General features: G+C 70.5%; 14 protein-coding genes and 1 pseudogene. 10 read left to right on the top strand and 5 right to left on the bottom strand.

The window, feature by feature from the left end; genetic code table 11:
• Positions 1-118 precede the first annotated feature (118 nt).
• Complete coding sequence (locus tag BIV23_RS02265; protein ID WP_071379092.1) at positions 119-562, top strand: MarR family winged helix-turn-helix transcriptional regulator; 444 nt, start codon at positions 119-121, stop codon at positions 560-562.
• A gap of 331 nt (positions 563-893) precedes the next feature.
• On the opposite strand, the gene BIV23_RS02260 is transcribed toward BIV23_RS02265, so the two are convergent.
• Positions 894-1,886 carry a substrate-binding domain-containing protein gene (locus tag BIV23_RS02260; protein WP_071378988.1) on the bottom strand — a complete coding sequence of 331 codons (993 nt, stop codon included), beginning with the start codon at positions 1,884-1,886 and terminating at the stop codon, positions 894-896.
• A 125-nt stretch (positions 1,887-2,011) separates the two neighbouring features.
• Between BIV23_RS02260 and BIV23_RS02255 the strand changes: the two genes are divergently transcribed.
• Entirely contained in the window at positions 2,012-2,629 is a 618-nt protein-coding gene (locus BIV23_RS02255; RefSeq protein ID WP_071379091.1) for a TetR/AcrR family transcriptional regulator, read from the top strand.
• A 117-nt stretch (positions 2,630-2,746) separates the two neighbouring features.
• Here BIV23_RS02255 and BIV23_RS02250 read toward each other — a convergent pair whose 3' ends face one another.
• Entirely contained in the window at positions 2,747-4,015 is a 1,269-nt protein-coding gene (locus BIV23_RS02250; protein ID WP_079172883.1) for a PP2C family protein-serine/threonine phosphatase, read from the bottom strand.
• Between the two features lie 29 nt (positions 4,016-4,044).
• Here BIV23_RS02250 and BIV23_RS02245 point away from each other — a divergent pair, with 29 nt between their 5' ends.
• The 8 genes and pseudogenes from BIV23_RS02245 to BIV23_RS02215 all read left to right on the top strand — a co-directional run bounded on the left by BIV23_RS02245 (position 4,045) and on the right by BIV23_RS02215 (position 10,732).
• Positions 4,045-4,245 (top strand): hypothetical protein, encoded by a 201-nt coding sequence (locus BIV23_RS02245; RefSeq protein ID WP_071378987.1) that lies wholly within the window; start codon positions 4,045-4,047, stop codon positions 4,243-4,245.
• Between the two features lie 197 nt (positions 4,246-4,442).
• Positions 4,443-4,670 carry a ferredoxin gene (locus BIV23_RS02240; RefSeq protein WP_071378986.1) on the top strand — a complete coding sequence of 76 codons (228 nt, stop codon included), beginning with the start codon at positions 4,443-4,445 and terminating at the stop codon, positions 4,668-4,670.
• Positions 4,660-6,054: an NAD(P)/FAD-dependent oxidoreductase gene (locus BIV23_RS02235; RefSeq protein WP_071378985.1), complete on the top strand. Its 1,395-nt coding sequence runs from the start codon at positions 4,660-4,662 to the stop codon at positions 6,052-6,054. The genes BIV23_RS02240 and BIV23_RS02235 overlap by 11 nt, the downstream gene beginning before the upstream one ends.
• 39 nt (positions 6,055-6,093) lie before the next feature.
• Positions 6,094-7,302: a cytochrome P450 gene (locus BIV23_RS02230; protein WP_071378984.1), complete on the top strand. Its 1,209-nt coding sequence runs from the start codon at positions 6,094-6,096 to the stop codon at positions 7,300-7,302.
• Between the two features lie 373 nt (positions 7,303-7,675).
• A complete protein-coding gene (locus BIV23_RS02225; protein WP_107471051.1) occupies positions 7,676-8,605 on the top strand; it encodes an NmrA family NAD(P)-binding protein in 930 nt (309 codons plus the stop codon).
• 157 nt (positions 8,606-8,762) lie between these two features.
• A pseudogene (locus BIV23_RS53800) lies at positions 8,763-9,095 on the top strand (alpha/beta fold hydrolase); the annotation flags it as partial.
• A gap of 2 nt (positions 9,096-9,097) precedes the next feature.
• Positions 9,098-9,598: a hypothetical protein gene (locus BIV23_RS02220; protein WP_071378983.1), complete on the top strand. Its 501-nt coding sequence runs from the start codon at positions 9,098-9,100 to the stop codon at positions 9,596-9,598.
• 81 nt (positions 9,599-9,679) lie between these two features.
• Positions 9,680-10,732, top strand: a complete 1,053-nt coding sequence (locus BIV23_RS02215; RefSeq protein ID WP_245790300.1) for a substrate-binding domain-containing protein — start codon at positions 9,680-9,682, stop codon at positions 10,730-10,732.
• A gap of 63 nt (positions 10,733-10,795) precedes the next feature.
• On the opposite strand, the gene BIV23_RS02210 is transcribed toward BIV23_RS02215, so the two are convergent.
• The 3 genes from BIV23_RS02210 to BIV23_RS51460 form a co-directional block, all read right to left on the bottom strand.
• Positions 10,796-11,875 (bottom strand): LacI family DNA-binding transcriptional regulator, encoded by a 1,080-nt coding sequence (locus tag BIV23_RS02210; RefSeq protein ID WP_425443454.1) that lies wholly within the window; start codon positions 11,873-11,875, stop codon positions 10,796-10,798.
• A 128-nt stretch (positions 11,876-12,003) separates the two neighbouring features.
• A complete protein-coding gene (locus BIV23_RS02205; protein WP_071378981.1) occupies positions 12,004-14,163 on the bottom strand; it encodes an alpha-galactosidase in 2,160 nt (719 codons plus the stop codon).
• Positions 14,164-14,206: 43 nt separating this feature from the next.
• A complete protein-coding gene (locus tag BIV23_RS51460; protein WP_245790298.1) occupies positions 14,207-14,962 on the bottom strand; it encodes a beta-galactosidase in 756 nt (251 codons plus the stop codon).

Raw genomic sequence — 14,962 nt, 5'->3', positions numbered from 1 at the left:
TCACGTACATCATTCGTTTAGCAACCTATACGATCTCGTGAGGTAAAGTGAGCGGGTGACCTCGGTTACCTCCACCGGTCGGGTGCTACTCGGCGAGCACCGCAACAGCCCCGGCCTCATGCTCGCCCTCCTGGGGCACGAGGCCATGCGCCGCCTGAGGGATGCGCACACCGCCAATGGCCTGACCCCGCGGCAGTTCCACGTCCTCGGGCTGCTCCACGATCGCGGTCCGTTGGCGCAGACCGACCTGGCCACCGAAACGGATACCGCGGCCAGCGTGCTCGTCACGCAGCTCAACCCACTGGAGGCCGAGGGACTGGTGACGCGCACGCGTGACCCTCGCGATCGGCGCCGCCACCTGGTCGTGCTGACGGACGCGGGACAGCAGCGGCTGAGAGACGCGGCAGCCGCGCAGCAGGAGGTGGAAGACGACCTCTTCCGATCGCTGACTGACACTCAACGCTCGCAGCTGACACAACTCCTGGTCCTGGTGCGCGACGACCTGACCGACGGCAACGAGCACTGCGGCACCCCGGCCTCCCTCGACGGGAAGACGTCGTAAAGCCGTGAACGGGCTGGGCCATGCGCCCGGAGGTCCTCGGGTCCGGTCGCTCCCCACGGCCGGATCACTCGGCGACGAGGCCCCTCGTCGCGATCAGCAGCTCGATGGCCGCCAAGTACAAGGCCAGGGTCGACACCCCCAACGGACCCCGAGTCTGTTTCGAGGCCCGAATCGAGCGGAAGAACAGGACGCCACTGGTCAGCCCACCGCCATCGGTGTACCGCAGGGCCTGTTGCGAAAGTGCTGGTCATAGCAAATCGGCAGGTGGTCGTGACGACGGCCAGTCTCGCCTTCTCGGATCGATGAGCTCGAAACGCCGTTGCCGCTCGACTCAGGTGTCGAGGAGTTCCGGCACGAAGATGTCCTCGCACGTCAGCTTTCGCTTCGACAGGCCCTGCTCGTGGTGGTAGCGCAAGAAGGTGTCGATGGCCTTGCGGTTCGCGGCGACGCCGTAGGGCCACCAGTCGTCGCCGAGCAGCCGACGGTTCTCCTCGAACAGCGTGCTGAACCACGGCGTGATGACGCTCATGTGCTGCTTCGTGGCGTCGTCGAGGTACTTGCGCTGGGCGAGTTCTTTGGCTTGCGTGAAGGCGTCGTACACGGCCCGTGCGAGGCCCGGCCGATGTGCCGGTTCCCTGCGGATCGCGATGATGTGCATAGGGGGGAAGATCCCGGTGCGGCGGTAGTAGTCACGCTCCACGGCCTCGTAGTCGGGGAACAGGCGGGCGACCTTCGGGGAGCCGTCCAGCACCGCCTGCGGTACGTCGACGGAGATCAGTGCGTCGATCTCGCCGGATTCGAGCATGGCGCCCAGGGTCTGGCCGTCCTCCGCGCGGCGCACGTCGACGCCGTCCGGGACGGGCTGCGGGACCCAGTCGAAGGCGGGGACGGGGTGGTTGGTGCCGCCGATGACCCAGCGGCACTGGTCGGGGGTCACGCCGTACTCGTCGGCCAGGATGCCCTTCGGCCAGATCCCGGCGTCGTGGCCGTAGAGGGCGAACTCGCCGACGGTCCTGCCGGCCAGGTCCTGCGGCTTCACGATCCCGCGGGCGGTGTTCACGAAGATCGCCGAGTGGCGAAAGTTGCGGTTGGGCAGGATCGGCAGCGCCAGGAACGGCGCGTCGTGGAGGTCGAAGGTGCGCAGGAAGTAGGTGAGTCCGAACTCGGCGAGGTCGTAGTGTCCCTCGACGGCGCGGCGGAAGATGTCCGACACGAGCGGTGCCGTCTCGAACGTCGCGTCCACCCCGTCGACCGTGACGCGGCCGTCGAACAGCGCCTCGGTGTGCTCGTAGGCGTAGACGCCGATGCTCAGCTTGGTGTTCATCGGTCGATCTCCTCTCCGGGAGTCCGTGGAGTGGCCCGCTTCCGTAAATGAACGTTCACTTTAGGGTGTTCCCGGAACGGTAGAGCTGTCAAGATGAATGTTCATTCACGATGAAGGAGGCGACCATGCCACGCATCACAGCCGAGCGCCGCGAGGCGAAGCGTGCGGAGATCGTCGCTGCGGCCCGTCGTTGCTTCGCCCGAGACGGGTTCCACCAGACCTCGATGCCGCACATCGCCGCGGAGGCAGGCGTCTCGGCCGGCGCGCCCTACCGCTACTTCACCAGCAAGGAGGAGATCATCCTCGCTATCACGGGCGACGCGTTCCGGCTGATCTTCGAACCGGTCGAGCGGCTGGCCGAGAGCGCGGACGCCCCGTCCGTCGCGGAACTGGTGGCCGCCGCGCTCGACACGATCAGCGGCGAGACGGTGCAGGACGCGGCGGGGCACGAGGTCCCAGTGGAGGAACTGCTGCGCTGCGTCGTGCAGACGTGGGCGGAGGTGCTGCGCAACGACGAGGTACGCGGCCCGGCCGCGGAGGGCTTCGAAAAGGCCCGCGCCACTGTCGCCGACGCTCTGCGCCGCGGCCGGGCCGCGGGCGCAGTGCCCGCCGCCATGGACCCGGACCGCGCAGCCCGCGTGGTGATGGGGCTGCTGCACGGATTCCTGCTCCAGCGCGTGGCCTTCGGGCTCACGGACACGGCTGGCTTCGCGGACGACCTGCATGCCGGGCTGATCTTGTGATGGGCCATGACTGCGCCAAGGCGGCGCGACACCGGCATGACGGCGGACGGAGACTCACGCATTGATCCCCGCGCCGCGCGCGTCGCGGTAGCTCACTGCGAAGTACAGGAATGCTGGTCATAGCCACTCGTTGATGGCTGCGACCAGCGCGGTCGCGTGGTGGCGGACGGCGTGAGACCCCCGGCGGCGGTCGTCCTCCGCAACCGGCTTTGAGCCGGAGCCGGGTCGACGGCGGCTGTCGACGGAGCGGGCCGTGGTGTGCGGTCGGTGGAGGTGGTGGGCGCCGTAGCGTTCGATGGCCAGGAGAGCGGCGTCGTCTCCGGGTTCGTGGCCGATGTGGTTCAGCAGGTCGTGGTGGATGTAGCGGATCAGGGCTTCGGGTCCGGACGTGGGCGCGGAGGCGGCGTGCTCGGTGAGGGGGTAGAAGGCTCCTTTGGGCGAGCGGGCTTCGATGACGCCGTCGGTATAGAGCAGCAGCGTGTCGCCGTCCTCGAACGTGAAGGGGTCGGCGCGGTGGCTGGGGACGGACAGTTCGCACATGCCCAAGGGGGGTACCGGGCGCCGTGCGTGCAGGACGGTGACCTGGTGGTCGTGCAGCAGCAGGGGCGGTGGGTGGCCCATGTTGATCATCTCGACCTGTGCGTCGTGGTCGGGGATGTCGAGCAGGAGAGCGGTGATGAAGTGCTCGCCCCGGTCGTGCTCGGTGTCTGCGACGTCTTCCAGGCTTCTGCAGACGCTCGCCTCAAGGCCCGCGGCAAGTTCGGGCAGGGTGTCATAGCGGTGCGCGCCCTCGCGGAACGCGCCCAGCACCATGGATGCCTCGCCGATGGCGGCCAGTCCCTTGCCGCGGACATCGCCGATGATCACGCGGGTGCCGCGGTCGGAGCGGGCGATCGCGAACAGGTCGCCGCCTATACGGGTCTCGTCCTCGGCTGCCAGGTACAGCCACGCCACCCGCAGCGGTCCGATCCGGCGGCGTGGTGGCCGCAGCAGCACGAGCTGCGCCGTCTCGGCCACCGACCGCGCCCGGTTCAGCTCCCGGCTGCGCCGCTCGCGCACGTGGCAGACGAAGACGACCAGGGCGGACAGCAGGGTCAAGCCAGTGATCTGCGAGAGGTGGTTGGGTGTGGTCAGTCCGCCGTGGAACACGGCGATGAGCACCTGGGCGGCCACGGCCAGTGCTCCGACGAGGGCGGTCAGTCGCGGCCCGGCCAGGGACGCGGTCAGGGCCGGGGCTATCACCAGCAAGGGGCCCAGGTGGACGTCCGGCGGGGAATGGATGTCCACCACGGTGATCACGACGATCAGCGCAAGGGGGATCGCCACCAGCCTGCGGCCCAGCTGCTGCTCCGGGAGGCGGTCCACCGGCACACGCCCCGCGCCCATACGTATCGGTATACACCCGCCTGGAGTGCATGTCCCGCAGCGAGATCTTCGCTTGGCACCCACGCCTTCTCCGGATCGCCCTGGACCGGTTCGACGGCACCGGCCGGCACTGTCGCGGCTTCGCCGCGACGGGGATCATCGAGGCCCTGGTGCACACGCCTCGACCGCAGAGCGGGCACAAGACGCCGTATCCGGCCCTCACCATGAGCGAAACCGTGTCTGGGCAGTAGGAACCAACCGATCCCCATCGACCGAGGGACGGCTTCCCGAGCCGCCGTTTCCCGTTTGCCGACCGCTCGGAAGAAGCCGATGCTGAAGGAGAGGCATGCCGACCGATCGTGTGGACCGAGCGCAAAGGCTGCGGAGCTTGGGGCGTGGACCGCGGACGCACCGGGGGACCGTGGCCTGATCAGGGAGCGGGTTCCAGATGAGGCTTGTCGTCGATCTCAACCGGTGCCAGGGATTCGCCCAGTGCGTCTTCCTCGCCCCGGACGTCTTCTCCCTCCACGGCGAGGAAGCACTGCTGTTCTCCCCACGCTTCGACGAGGCACAACGCGACCGGGTGGAGAAGGCCGCTGCCGCCTGCCCGGTCCAGGCCATCCTCGTGGACTACTCCGACGAGCCGACGAAGGGTGTGGAGCCCCATGTCGGCTGACACGGACGTCCAGGCCCTGCGGCGCCAGGGCCGCATCGTCGTCGTCGGTGCCTCGCTGGCCGGTCTGCGCGCGGCGGAGACCTTGCGCGACAAGGGATTCACCGGATCGCTGACCATGATCGGCGACGAGCCGTACGAACCCTACGACCGGCCGCCGTTGTCCAAGCAGGCACTGCTCGGGCGCGCCCGGCCCGAGGACACCGCGCTGCCGCGGCGGCGCGACATCGACGCCGACTGGCGTCTGGGCGTCGCCGCCGAGAGCCTGGACCGGGCCGCCAAACAGGTACGCCTGGCGAACGGCGACACCGTCCCCTACGACCGCCTGCTGATCACCACCGGGACCAGAGCGCGGCCCTGGTTCCACCCGGAAGAGGCCGCGCTGGACGGGGTGTTCGGGCTGCGTACCCGCGACGACTCCGCCCGCCTGCACCGCAAGCTGACCGGTGGCGTGTCCCGGGTGCTGGTGATCGGCGCCGGTTTCACGGGCTCCGAGGTCGCCTCCGCCTGCCGGGAGTTGGGCCTCGAGGTCACGGTCGCCGAACGCGGCCCGGCACCGCTGGTGGGCGCGCTCGGCGGGGTGGTCGGCGCGGTCGCGGAGCGGCTGCAGCGGGCGCACGGGGTCGACCTGCGCTGCGGCGTCAGCGTCACCGCCCTGGAGGGTGACGATGTGGGGCGGCTCAAGCGGGCCCATCTGTCCGACGGTTCGGCGATCGACGTGGAGGTGGCGGTCGTCTCGCTGGGTGCCCTGCGGAACACGGAATGGCTCGCCGGGTCGGGGGTGGCCGCAGGTCCTCGGGGGATCGCGTGCGACGCCGGGTGCCGGGTGTTCGACGTCAACGGCATCGTGACCGACGACATCTACGCCGCCGGTGACGTCGCCCGCAGCCCCCACCCGCTGTTCGACTACCAGTTCCTGGCGCTGGAGCACTGGGGCAACGCGGTCGAACAGGCCGAGATCGCCGCCCACAACATGATCTGTGCGGGTCCGGATCGCCGTCCGCACCTGTGGCTGCCGATGTTCTGGTCCTCCCAGTTCGGCGTCAACATCAAGTCGGTGGGCGTGCCCTCGCTGGGCGACCAGTTGGTCGTCGCCCAGGGGGCACTCGCCGAGGAGCGGTTCGTCGCGGTGTACGGGTACCGCGGCCGCGTCATCGCCGCGGCGTCCTTCGACGGGGCCAAGTGGCTGGGGTTCTACGAGCAGCAGATCGCGGCCGGCGCGCCGTTCCCCCCGGAGTACCGCACGGTCGACCGCCGGACCGAGACGCTGCATCCGGTCGACCCGGCCTTCCCCGACCCCCATCTGCCCACCCACGGCGCCACGGTCACGCTGACGGGTCACTCGCCGAGCGAGCGGCGTGTCGCGTTCGTTCCGGCACATGCCTGATCACCGGCCCTGCACCGCCCGGAGCCCTCAGGAGACACCATGACGTCCGGCACCATCGCCGCGCAGATCACCGACTACGCCAACCGGGCCGATCCCTACCCGCTCTACGCGGAACTGCGCAAGCAACCGGTCAGGCGGGAGGACGACGGCACCTACCTGGTCAGCACCTACTACGAGGTGCGGAGCCTGGCCAACGACCCGCGGCTGAGCAACGACACGAGCAACCGCCCTGCCGGCTACGCCCGCACCGGACAACCGGACCCGGAGACCGGCCTGCCGCCCAGCTTCATCTTCACCGACCCACCCGTGCACGACCGGCTCCGCGACACCGTCAACCGGCCGTTCGGGCCCCCGCACAGCCCCGGATTCCTCGACGGCCTGCGCGCAGAACTGACCAAGGTCGTCACCGAGTTGCTCGACGCCTTCGAGGGCAAGGACCAGGTCGACATCGTCGACGACTTCGCCTACCCCCTTCCCGTCACCGCCATCTGCAAGGTCCTCGGCGTGCCACGCGAGGACGAACCGCGCTTCCACGGCTGGGCCGACGCCCTGGCTTCGGCGCTCGATCCCCGCCCCGGCGACGACAGCGGCCAGGAAAAGGGGCAGCGGGCGCGCCAGGAACTGGGTGCCTACCTGTCCGACCTCATCGAGACCAAACGCCGCCACCCGGGCTCCGGCATCCTCAGCGCGCTGGCCCCCGCCATGACGTCGGCGGACCTGGAGGCCACCGCCGTGCTGCTCCTGGTCGCCGGCCACGAGACCACCGTCAACGCGATCACCAACACCACCCTCACGCTGCTGCGCCACCCCGACGTCCTCGACCGGTTCCAGAAGGATCCGGACCTGGCCGTCCCCCTCATCGAGGAAGTGCTGCGCTACGAGCCCCCGGTCCAGTTCGTCCCGTGGACCACCGCCCTGGCCGACATCGACGTCGCCGATACCACCATTCCCAAGGGCTCGCCGGTCTGGCTCATGCTGGCCGCGGCCAACCGCGACCCCAAACGCTTCAAGGACCCCGACCGGTTCGACCCCGACCGCAGGGACAACGAGCACCTGGGTTTCTACACCGGCATCCACTACTGCTTCGGCGCCTCTCTCGCCCGCATAGAACTGCATCTGGCCGTGCCCGAACTGTTCCGCCGGGTGAAGTTCTCCGGGCTGCTGGAGGACCCGCCGCCGTACCGCGCCAACGCCGTACTGCGCGGCCCACGCCACCTTCCCGTGGCGATGGAGGGCCTCACGGCCTGAGCCTCGCGGGACCGCAACCGCGTCGGAGTGATCCTCGGTTGTGGGATGGAAGGCGCTCCCGCCCACCTCGGTGACCCGGCGCAGTACCGCCCGGGCCCCAGGCATCAACGACGCGATCATCTGGAAGATCGTCTGATCGCTCCAGCCGTCCCCGAGGTCGTCAATGCTCAGGTCCTGAGGATCGGGTCGGGGCTCCACGGCCGGGCTTCCGGCGAGTCGGCGGAGAGCCATCATTGGTCAGCGCGGAGCGGGACACACCCTGGTCTCTGCCCGCGAGGATTCGATCGTCTCAGGAGCAGCGTTCCCTGGGGTGGTCCGAGGGCTGGACGTCACCCCGGTTGCGCCCTGGTCGTGCGGGCCGCAGGCTGCTTCCGTGGACGACAGCGCGGAAGCAGGCGTGCGGCCCATTCTGGTGACCGGTGCTGCGGGCAGCGTGGGGGCCGTCGGCAGGACCGTGGTCCAAGGCCTTCGGCGCCGGGGCCTCCAGGTCCGTGCTCTGGTGCGCCGGGACGACCACCGTGCCCAGGCGCTGCGCGCCATGGGCGCCGAAGTCGTGGTGGGAGATCTGACGCGTGCCCGTGATGTCGCCGACGCCCTCGACGGCTGCGGGCGGGTGTATTTCGGCATGGCCGTGTCGGCACAGTATCTGCTGGCCGCCGTGACCACAGCCGCGGTTGCGCGCGCCTATGGAGGGCTGGAGGCGTTCGTGAACATGTCGCAACTGACCGTCTCCGAGATGGACGCCACCAGCGGCTCCGAGTCGCATCAGCATCGACAGCAGTGGCTGGTCGAGCAGGTACTCGACTGGTCGGGCCTGCCCGTGGTCCAGGTCAGGCCCACCGTCTTCCTGGAGAACCCGCTCTTCCAGACGGCGATTTCCTCGATCGCCAAGGACGGCACCATCAGGTGGCCCTTCGGTGAGGCGAAAACCTCCCCGATCGCCGCCGGTGACGTTGCCGCGGTCGTCGAGGAGATTCTGGCCGACCCGGCCCGGCACATCGGCCGGATCTATGAGCTGACCGGTCCTCGATCACAGGACATCGCCGCTTTGGCCGCGGAAATTTCCGGTGCTTTGCACCGCACGGTCGGCTACACCGACGTCCCGTTGCAGGAATGGCTCGACAACGATCTCGGCGCGCTGGGACTGCCGGACCACGTCTTCCAGCACATCTCCACCATGGCTCGCCTGCACGTGGCGGGCCGCTATGACCGCCAGGCAGACGGCATGGCAGAGGTCACCGGGCGGTCCGCTGCAGGAGTAGCCGATTTCGTCCGCAAGAACCCCCAGCTGTTCACTCGCTGAGCCGCTTGCCGTCCGGGCCGAGAACCTCCGGTACCTCAACCGGCGTTTCACCGTCGGATACTGACCGCCGCGGGGCTGCTTGCGCACGTCAGCCCCCAGCTGACCGAGCAGGTCATAGCGCAAGGCCTGCTGGCGTACACAGGGCTGACCGTCACCGATCCCACGCGGCTGCGAGCACTGTTGTCCGAGTGCCGCGAGATCGGGGTGGAGGTGTGGTCCGCGGCCATCGCCTCCGGTCTGGCCGTGTCCCGCACGCCGGGCTGGTGGCGCTTTCGTCGATTCCAGCGGCTGGAGCACGGATATCGCGGATCTCCAGCGCCTCGGACATCCGGTCGTCGCTGCGGCGAATCCGCTCCGCGGTCTCACCGGCGACGCCGACGACATTCGCTCGGTCCCGCGGACGATCGACGAACCGGTCGTGCTTGTCGGGCACTCCTACGGCGGCGCGGTCACACCAACTCGGCGCGTGGAGTCGGCAATGTCAAGGCACGGGTGTACGTGGAGGCATTCGTCCCCGACAAGGGGGAGAGCATCGCGACCGTACTCGATCCGCAGAAGTATCCGGGTTCGCTGCTCGGCCCCGACACGACTGTCGCCCGCCCGGTCCCGAACCCGTCGGCGCCGGGCGGCCAGGACGCAGACATCTCCATCAAACCTCAGGGCTTCAGGGAGGTGTTCGCCGTCGACGTGTCCGCCTCCGAGGCCTCGGTGATGCCCTCGACGCAGAGGCCCCTGTCCTACACCGCTGGCACCGAGCCGTCCGGCGATCCGGCGTGGAAGACCATCCCGTCCTGGGACCTCGTCACGCTCAACGACAAGGCGATTCCGCCGGCAGGCCAGCGATACATGGGACAGCGCGCCCGACGGCGTGGGGACGGCGACTTCCGTCCCCCCCCCGCCCGCGGAACCGCCGGGGCAGAGCCGAGCCCGCCCCCTGTGTGTGTCCGGGCGGAGCGCTTTGTCCGGGGAGCTGTTGCACGGAGGACTTGGTGAATAGCCTGTGTCCCAGGGCTCCTGCACAGGCTTCTTGGCCGGACAGGGGCGGCCAGGCCACGGTGAACAGGAATTGCTGCTGTGACTGATACTCAACCCGCAGGTGCCCCGGTCGGTCACGAGCGCTCGCGCCTCGTGGATCCGCCGTGGCCGACCATCGCCTACATACCCGAGCCCATGGACGGCGTGCCGGTGCTCCCGCTCTCGGTGCTCGAGGACGGTTCCCGGACCTGGGACCGCGGCCGGAGACGGTTCGGGGAGCTGATCAGAGAGCACGCTCACCGCGAGCCTTCGGCCGGGGGTGACCAGGGCGACATCGTGGAGATCCTGTTCCCGGAGCTGGTGCACATGTGGGGGGCGGAGATCCTCCGCGGTGTGGAACGCGTCGCCAGGGAGAACCGCGTCGGGGTGGTGTTCTCGGAGCTCGGTTTCGACCGGGCGACCGCGGTGTACCTCGATGACAGCGGGGGGCAGCGCGGGCAGGACGTGCTGTCGGTCACGTTCCTGCGGGAGGGCCAGCGGGAGCAACTGCGGGCCCAGGGAATCCCCTTCGTCGTGTTCGACCCGGCCGAGGAGCTTGCCGAGGACGTGCCGTTCGTGAGCGCGACGCACTGGAAGGGGGCACGGGCCGCGGTCGGGCATCTGGCAGACCTGGGACATCGGCGCATCGGCATGATCAGCGGGCCCGACCACTCGTTCTGCGTCGCCCGGGTGGCCGGGTACACCTCCGCGCTTCAGGAGGCGGGCCTCGGGCGGGAGCCGGATCTGTTCCTTCGCACCGAGCTGACCCGTGAGGACGGATACGCGGCGGCGCGTGAGCTGCTGTCCCGTCCGGACCGGCCCACCGCAGTGTTCACCGCCAGCGACATGCAGGCCATCGGGCTCTATCAGGCCGCCCGGGAACTCGGCCTGTCGATCCCCCGGGACCTGAGTGTGGCGAGTTTCGACGACCTTCCCGTCGCAGCGTGGATGGACCCGCCGTTGACGACGGTGCGCCAGCCGCTGACGGCCATGGCCAGGGCGGCCGCGGAACTCGCCCTCGCTCTCGGCAGCGGCGAGGACGTGCCGCAGACAAGGCTCGACATCGCCACGTCACTGGTGGTCCGGGACAGCACCGCCCCGCCGGCGTCCTGAGCGACTGCCGCCGCAGTCGGCGGCACTGCTCGGCGGCGTACCGTGAGCAGCGGTTCCCCCGTGCTACTTGGGCTCCTTGCGGGCTGCCCGCGCCGGGCGAGCCTTCGGCGGGGCGGTGCTGGCCCGGACGGTGAGAGTGGTGGCGATCTCGAGGCCGACCTGGCCCACCTCCTCGCCGCGGCCGAGCGCGAGAGCCAAATCGGTCGCGGCCACGGCCATTTCGGTCAGCGGCTGATGCACGGTCGTCAGCGGTGGTTCCACCCAGGCCGCGATGGGCAGGTCGTCGAAGCCGACGACGCTCAGGTCCGCCGGGACGGACAGACCCAGCTCGCGGGCGGCCTGGTAGACGCCCACGGCCTGGAGGTCGTTCGCGGTGAACACGGCGGTGGGCCGGTCGTCGCGGGACAGCAGCTCGCGGGCGGCCGCGTGCCCCTCCTCGCGGGTGAGCTGGGTCTGCACCAGCAGGTCGGGCTCGCCGGGGACGCCGGCCTCGGCCAGTGCGGCGAGGTATCCGGCCTTGCGGGCCAGGCAGTACGGGTGGTCCGGGCCGGTGATCATGGCGATGCGCCGGTGTCCCAGGCCGAGCAGGTGCCGGACGGCGGTGTGGCCGCCGCGGAAGTTGGTGGCGCCGACGAAGGGCACGTCGTCCGGCAGGTCGTCGATCGGGTGGATGACGACGAACGGGATGCCCTTCGCCTCCAGTTGCTCGCGTTCCTTCTGCGAGAGCCGGGACACGGACAGCACGCAGTTGGGACGGCGCCTGACCGTGTCGTCGATGGACATGGGCTGGCTGTCGTGGAGCGCGAGTTCGGAGACCATGACGCCGACGCGGTTCCTGCGCGCCACCCGCTCCACGCCGCGGATGATCTCCACCGCCCACAGGCTCTCCAGCTCCCGGAAGACCAGCTCCACCACGTTGGCGCGGTTGGCCGCCGACTTCCGGTAGCCGTATCGGTTGATCAGTTCTTCGACGCGGGCCCGGGTCTGGTCGGAGACTCCCGGGCGACCGTTGAGCACCTTGGAGACGGTGGGGATCGAGACGCCGGCGGACTCCGCGATGTAGGCGATGGTGACGGAACCCGGCTTGTCGTCAGGAGAGCTCTGCTCGTCCGCCGTCGGCTCGCCCGATCCGTTGTCCGTCACGTTCGCCCCTTCCTCGACCATGGCTCCACCCGGGACCCGCCTCCTGGTACGGGAGGGACGGCTGCGACGCGCGAGCGTGCCTGCTGGGCCATTCTGGCATCCCCGGCCCGGGGCGGAGCCTCCAGGCTTCACCCGGTCGGCTTCGCCGCTCCCGCGGCCTCCTGCCCGCCGGTTTCCGGGGTGAGCCGGAGCACGACGGCGGACGGCGCGGCGGGGAGGGCCAGTGTCAGGACGGCGCTCTCCCGGTTCCAGTGGGAGCGTGCCCGACTGGTGGAGGGGTACAGCACCTCCGCGCGTACGGCGGCGTCACGGAACCGCGGCAGCGGGAGCACGGTGGTGTCCTTCCCGTCCGGGCGGCGCCAGACAGTGAGGTAGGTGGCGGCCGGGGTGTGCAGGGCGAGGGCGATCCACGGGTCGTCCCAGGCAGGGAGTCCGAGCGGCCAGGCGGGCAGCGCGGTGGCCAGGTCGGCGCGCAGGGCCTTGTGCACGGCCACCGCCTCGGCGACCAAGTCCTGTGCGCCGGGCGACAGTTCCGGGAGCCGACCGGACAGGTGGATCCGTCCGAGCAGGGCGTTGGCCATGGTGAAGGCGACCTCGTCGAGGGTGTCCTCCGGCTGCGGGTAGGCCCAGACGGCGCCCTGTTCGGGGGTGACCGCGGTGGGCGCGGACGCCGCGATCGGCGCGTAGAGCGCGAGGTTCTGCTGGTCGCTGGTGGACTGGAGCTGGAGCCGGGACAGCAGCGCGTAGTCGGTGCGCATGCCGCCGGAGGCGCAGTTCTCCAGGACCAGGTCGGGGTGGCGGTCCAGGACGCCGTCCAGCCAGTCCAGGTGGGCGCGGTTGTGGCCGAGCAGGCCGTCGGCGGCAGCCTCGCCCGGGTTCCCGCTGGTGCCCGGCCCGGGGTCGATGTTGTGGTCCAACTTGAGGTAGCCGATGCCGAGTTCGCCGACCAGGCGGTCCACCACCCGGTCGAGGTGGTCGCGTGCGGCCGGGTGGCGCAGGTCCAGGTGGTGGCGGCCGGTCTCGACGACCCGGACGCCGTCGCGGCGGAAGAAGGCCTCCGCCGGAAGCGAGTGGGCCAACGGGCTGGTCACGCCGACGACTTCGGGTTCGAGCCAGAGGCCGGGGACCATCCCGAGCCGACGGATGCGGTCCAGCACCTCGTGGATGCCGCGCTCCCCGGGGAAGCGGGAGGAGGAGGGCTCCCAGGCGCCGACGCCGGTCCACCAGTTGCCCTCGTCGTCGTCGTACCAGCCGGCGTCGATGACGAAGTACTCGGCACCTGCCGCGGCGGCCGCGTCGATGTGGGGGAGCAGTTTGGCCGTGGTCGGGTCGCCCATCAGGCAGTTCATGTAGTCGTTGAAGATGACGGGCAGGCGCCGGTGGTCGGGGTGCGGTCGGCGGACGGCGCGCCGGTACCGGGTGAGCGCGGCGAAGGCCTCGTCGGGTCCTTCGACGCCGAGGGCGATCGCGACCGGGACGGTCTCGAAGGAGGCGCCGGGCTCCAGCAGCCGGGACCAGCCGTGCCGTCCGGCACTCGGGCCGGACAGGGCCAGGTATGCGGAGTCGTCGTGTTCGCCGCACTCCCAGTGCCAGCCCCCGCCGTTGTGCTCGATCTGCCACACCCACGTCCGGCCGGTCCGGCGGTCGGTCAGCCCGCCCATCGGCAGCCGGTCGCAGCTGGACCACGTGCCCTGCCCGGCGACGGCGAAGCCGCCCTTGCCGTACCGGTAGTGGACGCGGCCGCTGAGGACCGGTGAGCTGAGCCGCATCGGCCGGCGCTGCCAGCGGTACTCGGCGAGCCAGTCGTTCTCCGCCCACAGCAGGTCGGCCGCCTCGAGGTCAGCATTCGCGGTGAGGCCGCCCAGCACGAGCGAGGTGACGGACTCCAGGCGCAGGCTCCGGGTGCTCTCGTTGCGGATCACTACCTGGCTGCGCAGCGCCGGGACGCCGTCGGGGGAGCTGAGGACCACCTCCGCGGCCAGTCCGCCGGCCGGGTCATGGAGCTGGACGGTCAGCCGGTGCCAGGCGCCGTCCCGGGCTGCGGTGTGCCCGCGGTAGCGCAGGTCGGCGCCGATGACGGTGTCGATCACCCGGTGTCCGGACCAGTGGTGGCCGTGGTCGGTGGTGGTGGCTTCGACGAGCGGCAGGGGCGCTGCCGAGGGCGGTTCCGCGGGCAGTTGCCCGGGGACGCCGATCCGACGCAGCCGTGGCGGGGCGTCCGGGTCGGTGTCGATCTCCAGGTGGAGGGCGTCGTGGCCCCAGCGGACGGTGGGGGATTCCTCGGTCACGGGGATTCCTTTCCGGAGGAACGGTCAAGGATGGCAGGGGAGTTCAGAACCTTCGAAGTACGGCGCAGCCGCCGGGTGGCAGTTCGGTGACGCAGGTGCCGGTCAGCAGGTCGTGCCCGGGGTCGGGCAGCGGCACCGTGTCGCGGCGGTGGTTGAGCAGGAACTGCCAGGCGCGTCCGTCGACGGCGTGGCGGGTCACCGCTTCCACGTGCTGCGGCAGGCCGGGCGACTCCGGTTCGAGGGAGGCTTCCGCGGCCAGCCGCCGGACCAGGGCGGTGTAGGCCGCCTCGTCGAGCCGGGTGGACAGGTACCAGCCCTGGCCGGAGCCGAACCGGTGGCGGGTCAGCGCCGGTCGGTCCGTCAGCATGCCGTGGGTGTAGCGGGCGAGGGTTTCGGCGCTGTCGGTGCGCAGGCTCTCGGACCAGGAGCGCGCCTCGCTCCCGTCGGACAGGACGATGCGCTCGCCCCGGCGCAGCGGCCGGTGTTCCTCGACCCGGACGCCCAGTGCCTCGCGGAGCGGCTGCGCGGGATAGCCGCCGAGACGGGCGTGCAGGCGTTCGTCGACGCAGCCGCTCGCGTACTGGACGAGCAGGGTGCCGCCGTGCTCGACGTAGCGGCGCAGATTGGCGGCGGCCGCGTCGGTGAGCAGGAACAGCGCGGGGGCGAGCACCAGGCGGTAGCGGCTCAAGTCCTGCCCGGGGCGCGCGAGATCGGCGGTGACGCCCGCGTCCCACAGCGCGCGGTGGGCCCGGCGCAGCGCGTCGTGGTAGTCCAGTTCGGCGGAGGGCAGACCGTCCAC

This window comes from Streptomyces monashensis, assembly GCF_001866665.1.
GTDB classification, from domain to species: domain Bacteria; phylum Actinomycetota; class Actinomycetes; order Streptomycetales; family Streptomycetaceae; genus Streptomyces; species Streptomyces monashensis.
This window is presented reverse-complemented; position numbering and strand designations above follow the sequence as displayed.

Excerpts from the sequence above, each read along its gene's own strand:
- BIV23_RS02265 (WP_071379092.1), top strand. The coding sequence starts at position 119 with ATGCTCGCCCTCCTGGGGCACGAGGCCATGCGCCGCCTGAGGGATGCG.
- BIV23_RS02260 (WP_071378988.1), bottom strand. The coding sequence starts at position 1,886 with ATGAACACCAAGCTGAGCATCGGCGTCTACGCCTACGAGCACACCGAG.
- BIV23_RS02255 (WP_071379091.1), top strand. The coding sequence starts at position 2,012 with ATGCCACGCATCACAGCCGAGCGCCGCGAGGCGAAGCGTGCGGAGATC.
- BIV23_RS02250 (WP_079172883.1), bottom strand. The coding sequence starts at position 4,015 with ATGGGCGCGGGGCGTGTGCCGGTGGACCGCCTCCCGGAGCAGCAGCTG.
- BIV23_RS02245 (WP_071378987.1), top strand. The coding sequence starts at position 4,045 with ATGTCCCGCAGCGAGATCTTCGCTTGGCACCCACGCCTTCTCCGGATC.
- BIV23_RS02240 (WP_071378986.1), top strand. The coding sequence starts at position 4,443 with ATGAGGCTTGTCGTCGATCTCAACCGGTGCCAGGGATTCGCCCAGTGC.
- BIV23_RS02235 (WP_071378985.1), top strand. The coding sequence starts at position 4,660 with ATGTCGGCTGACACGGACGTCCAGGCCCTGCGGCGCCAGGGCCGCATC.
- BIV23_RS02230 (WP_071378984.1), top strand. The coding sequence starts at position 6,094 with ATGACGTCCGGCACCATCGCCGCGCAGATCACCGACTACGCCAACCGG.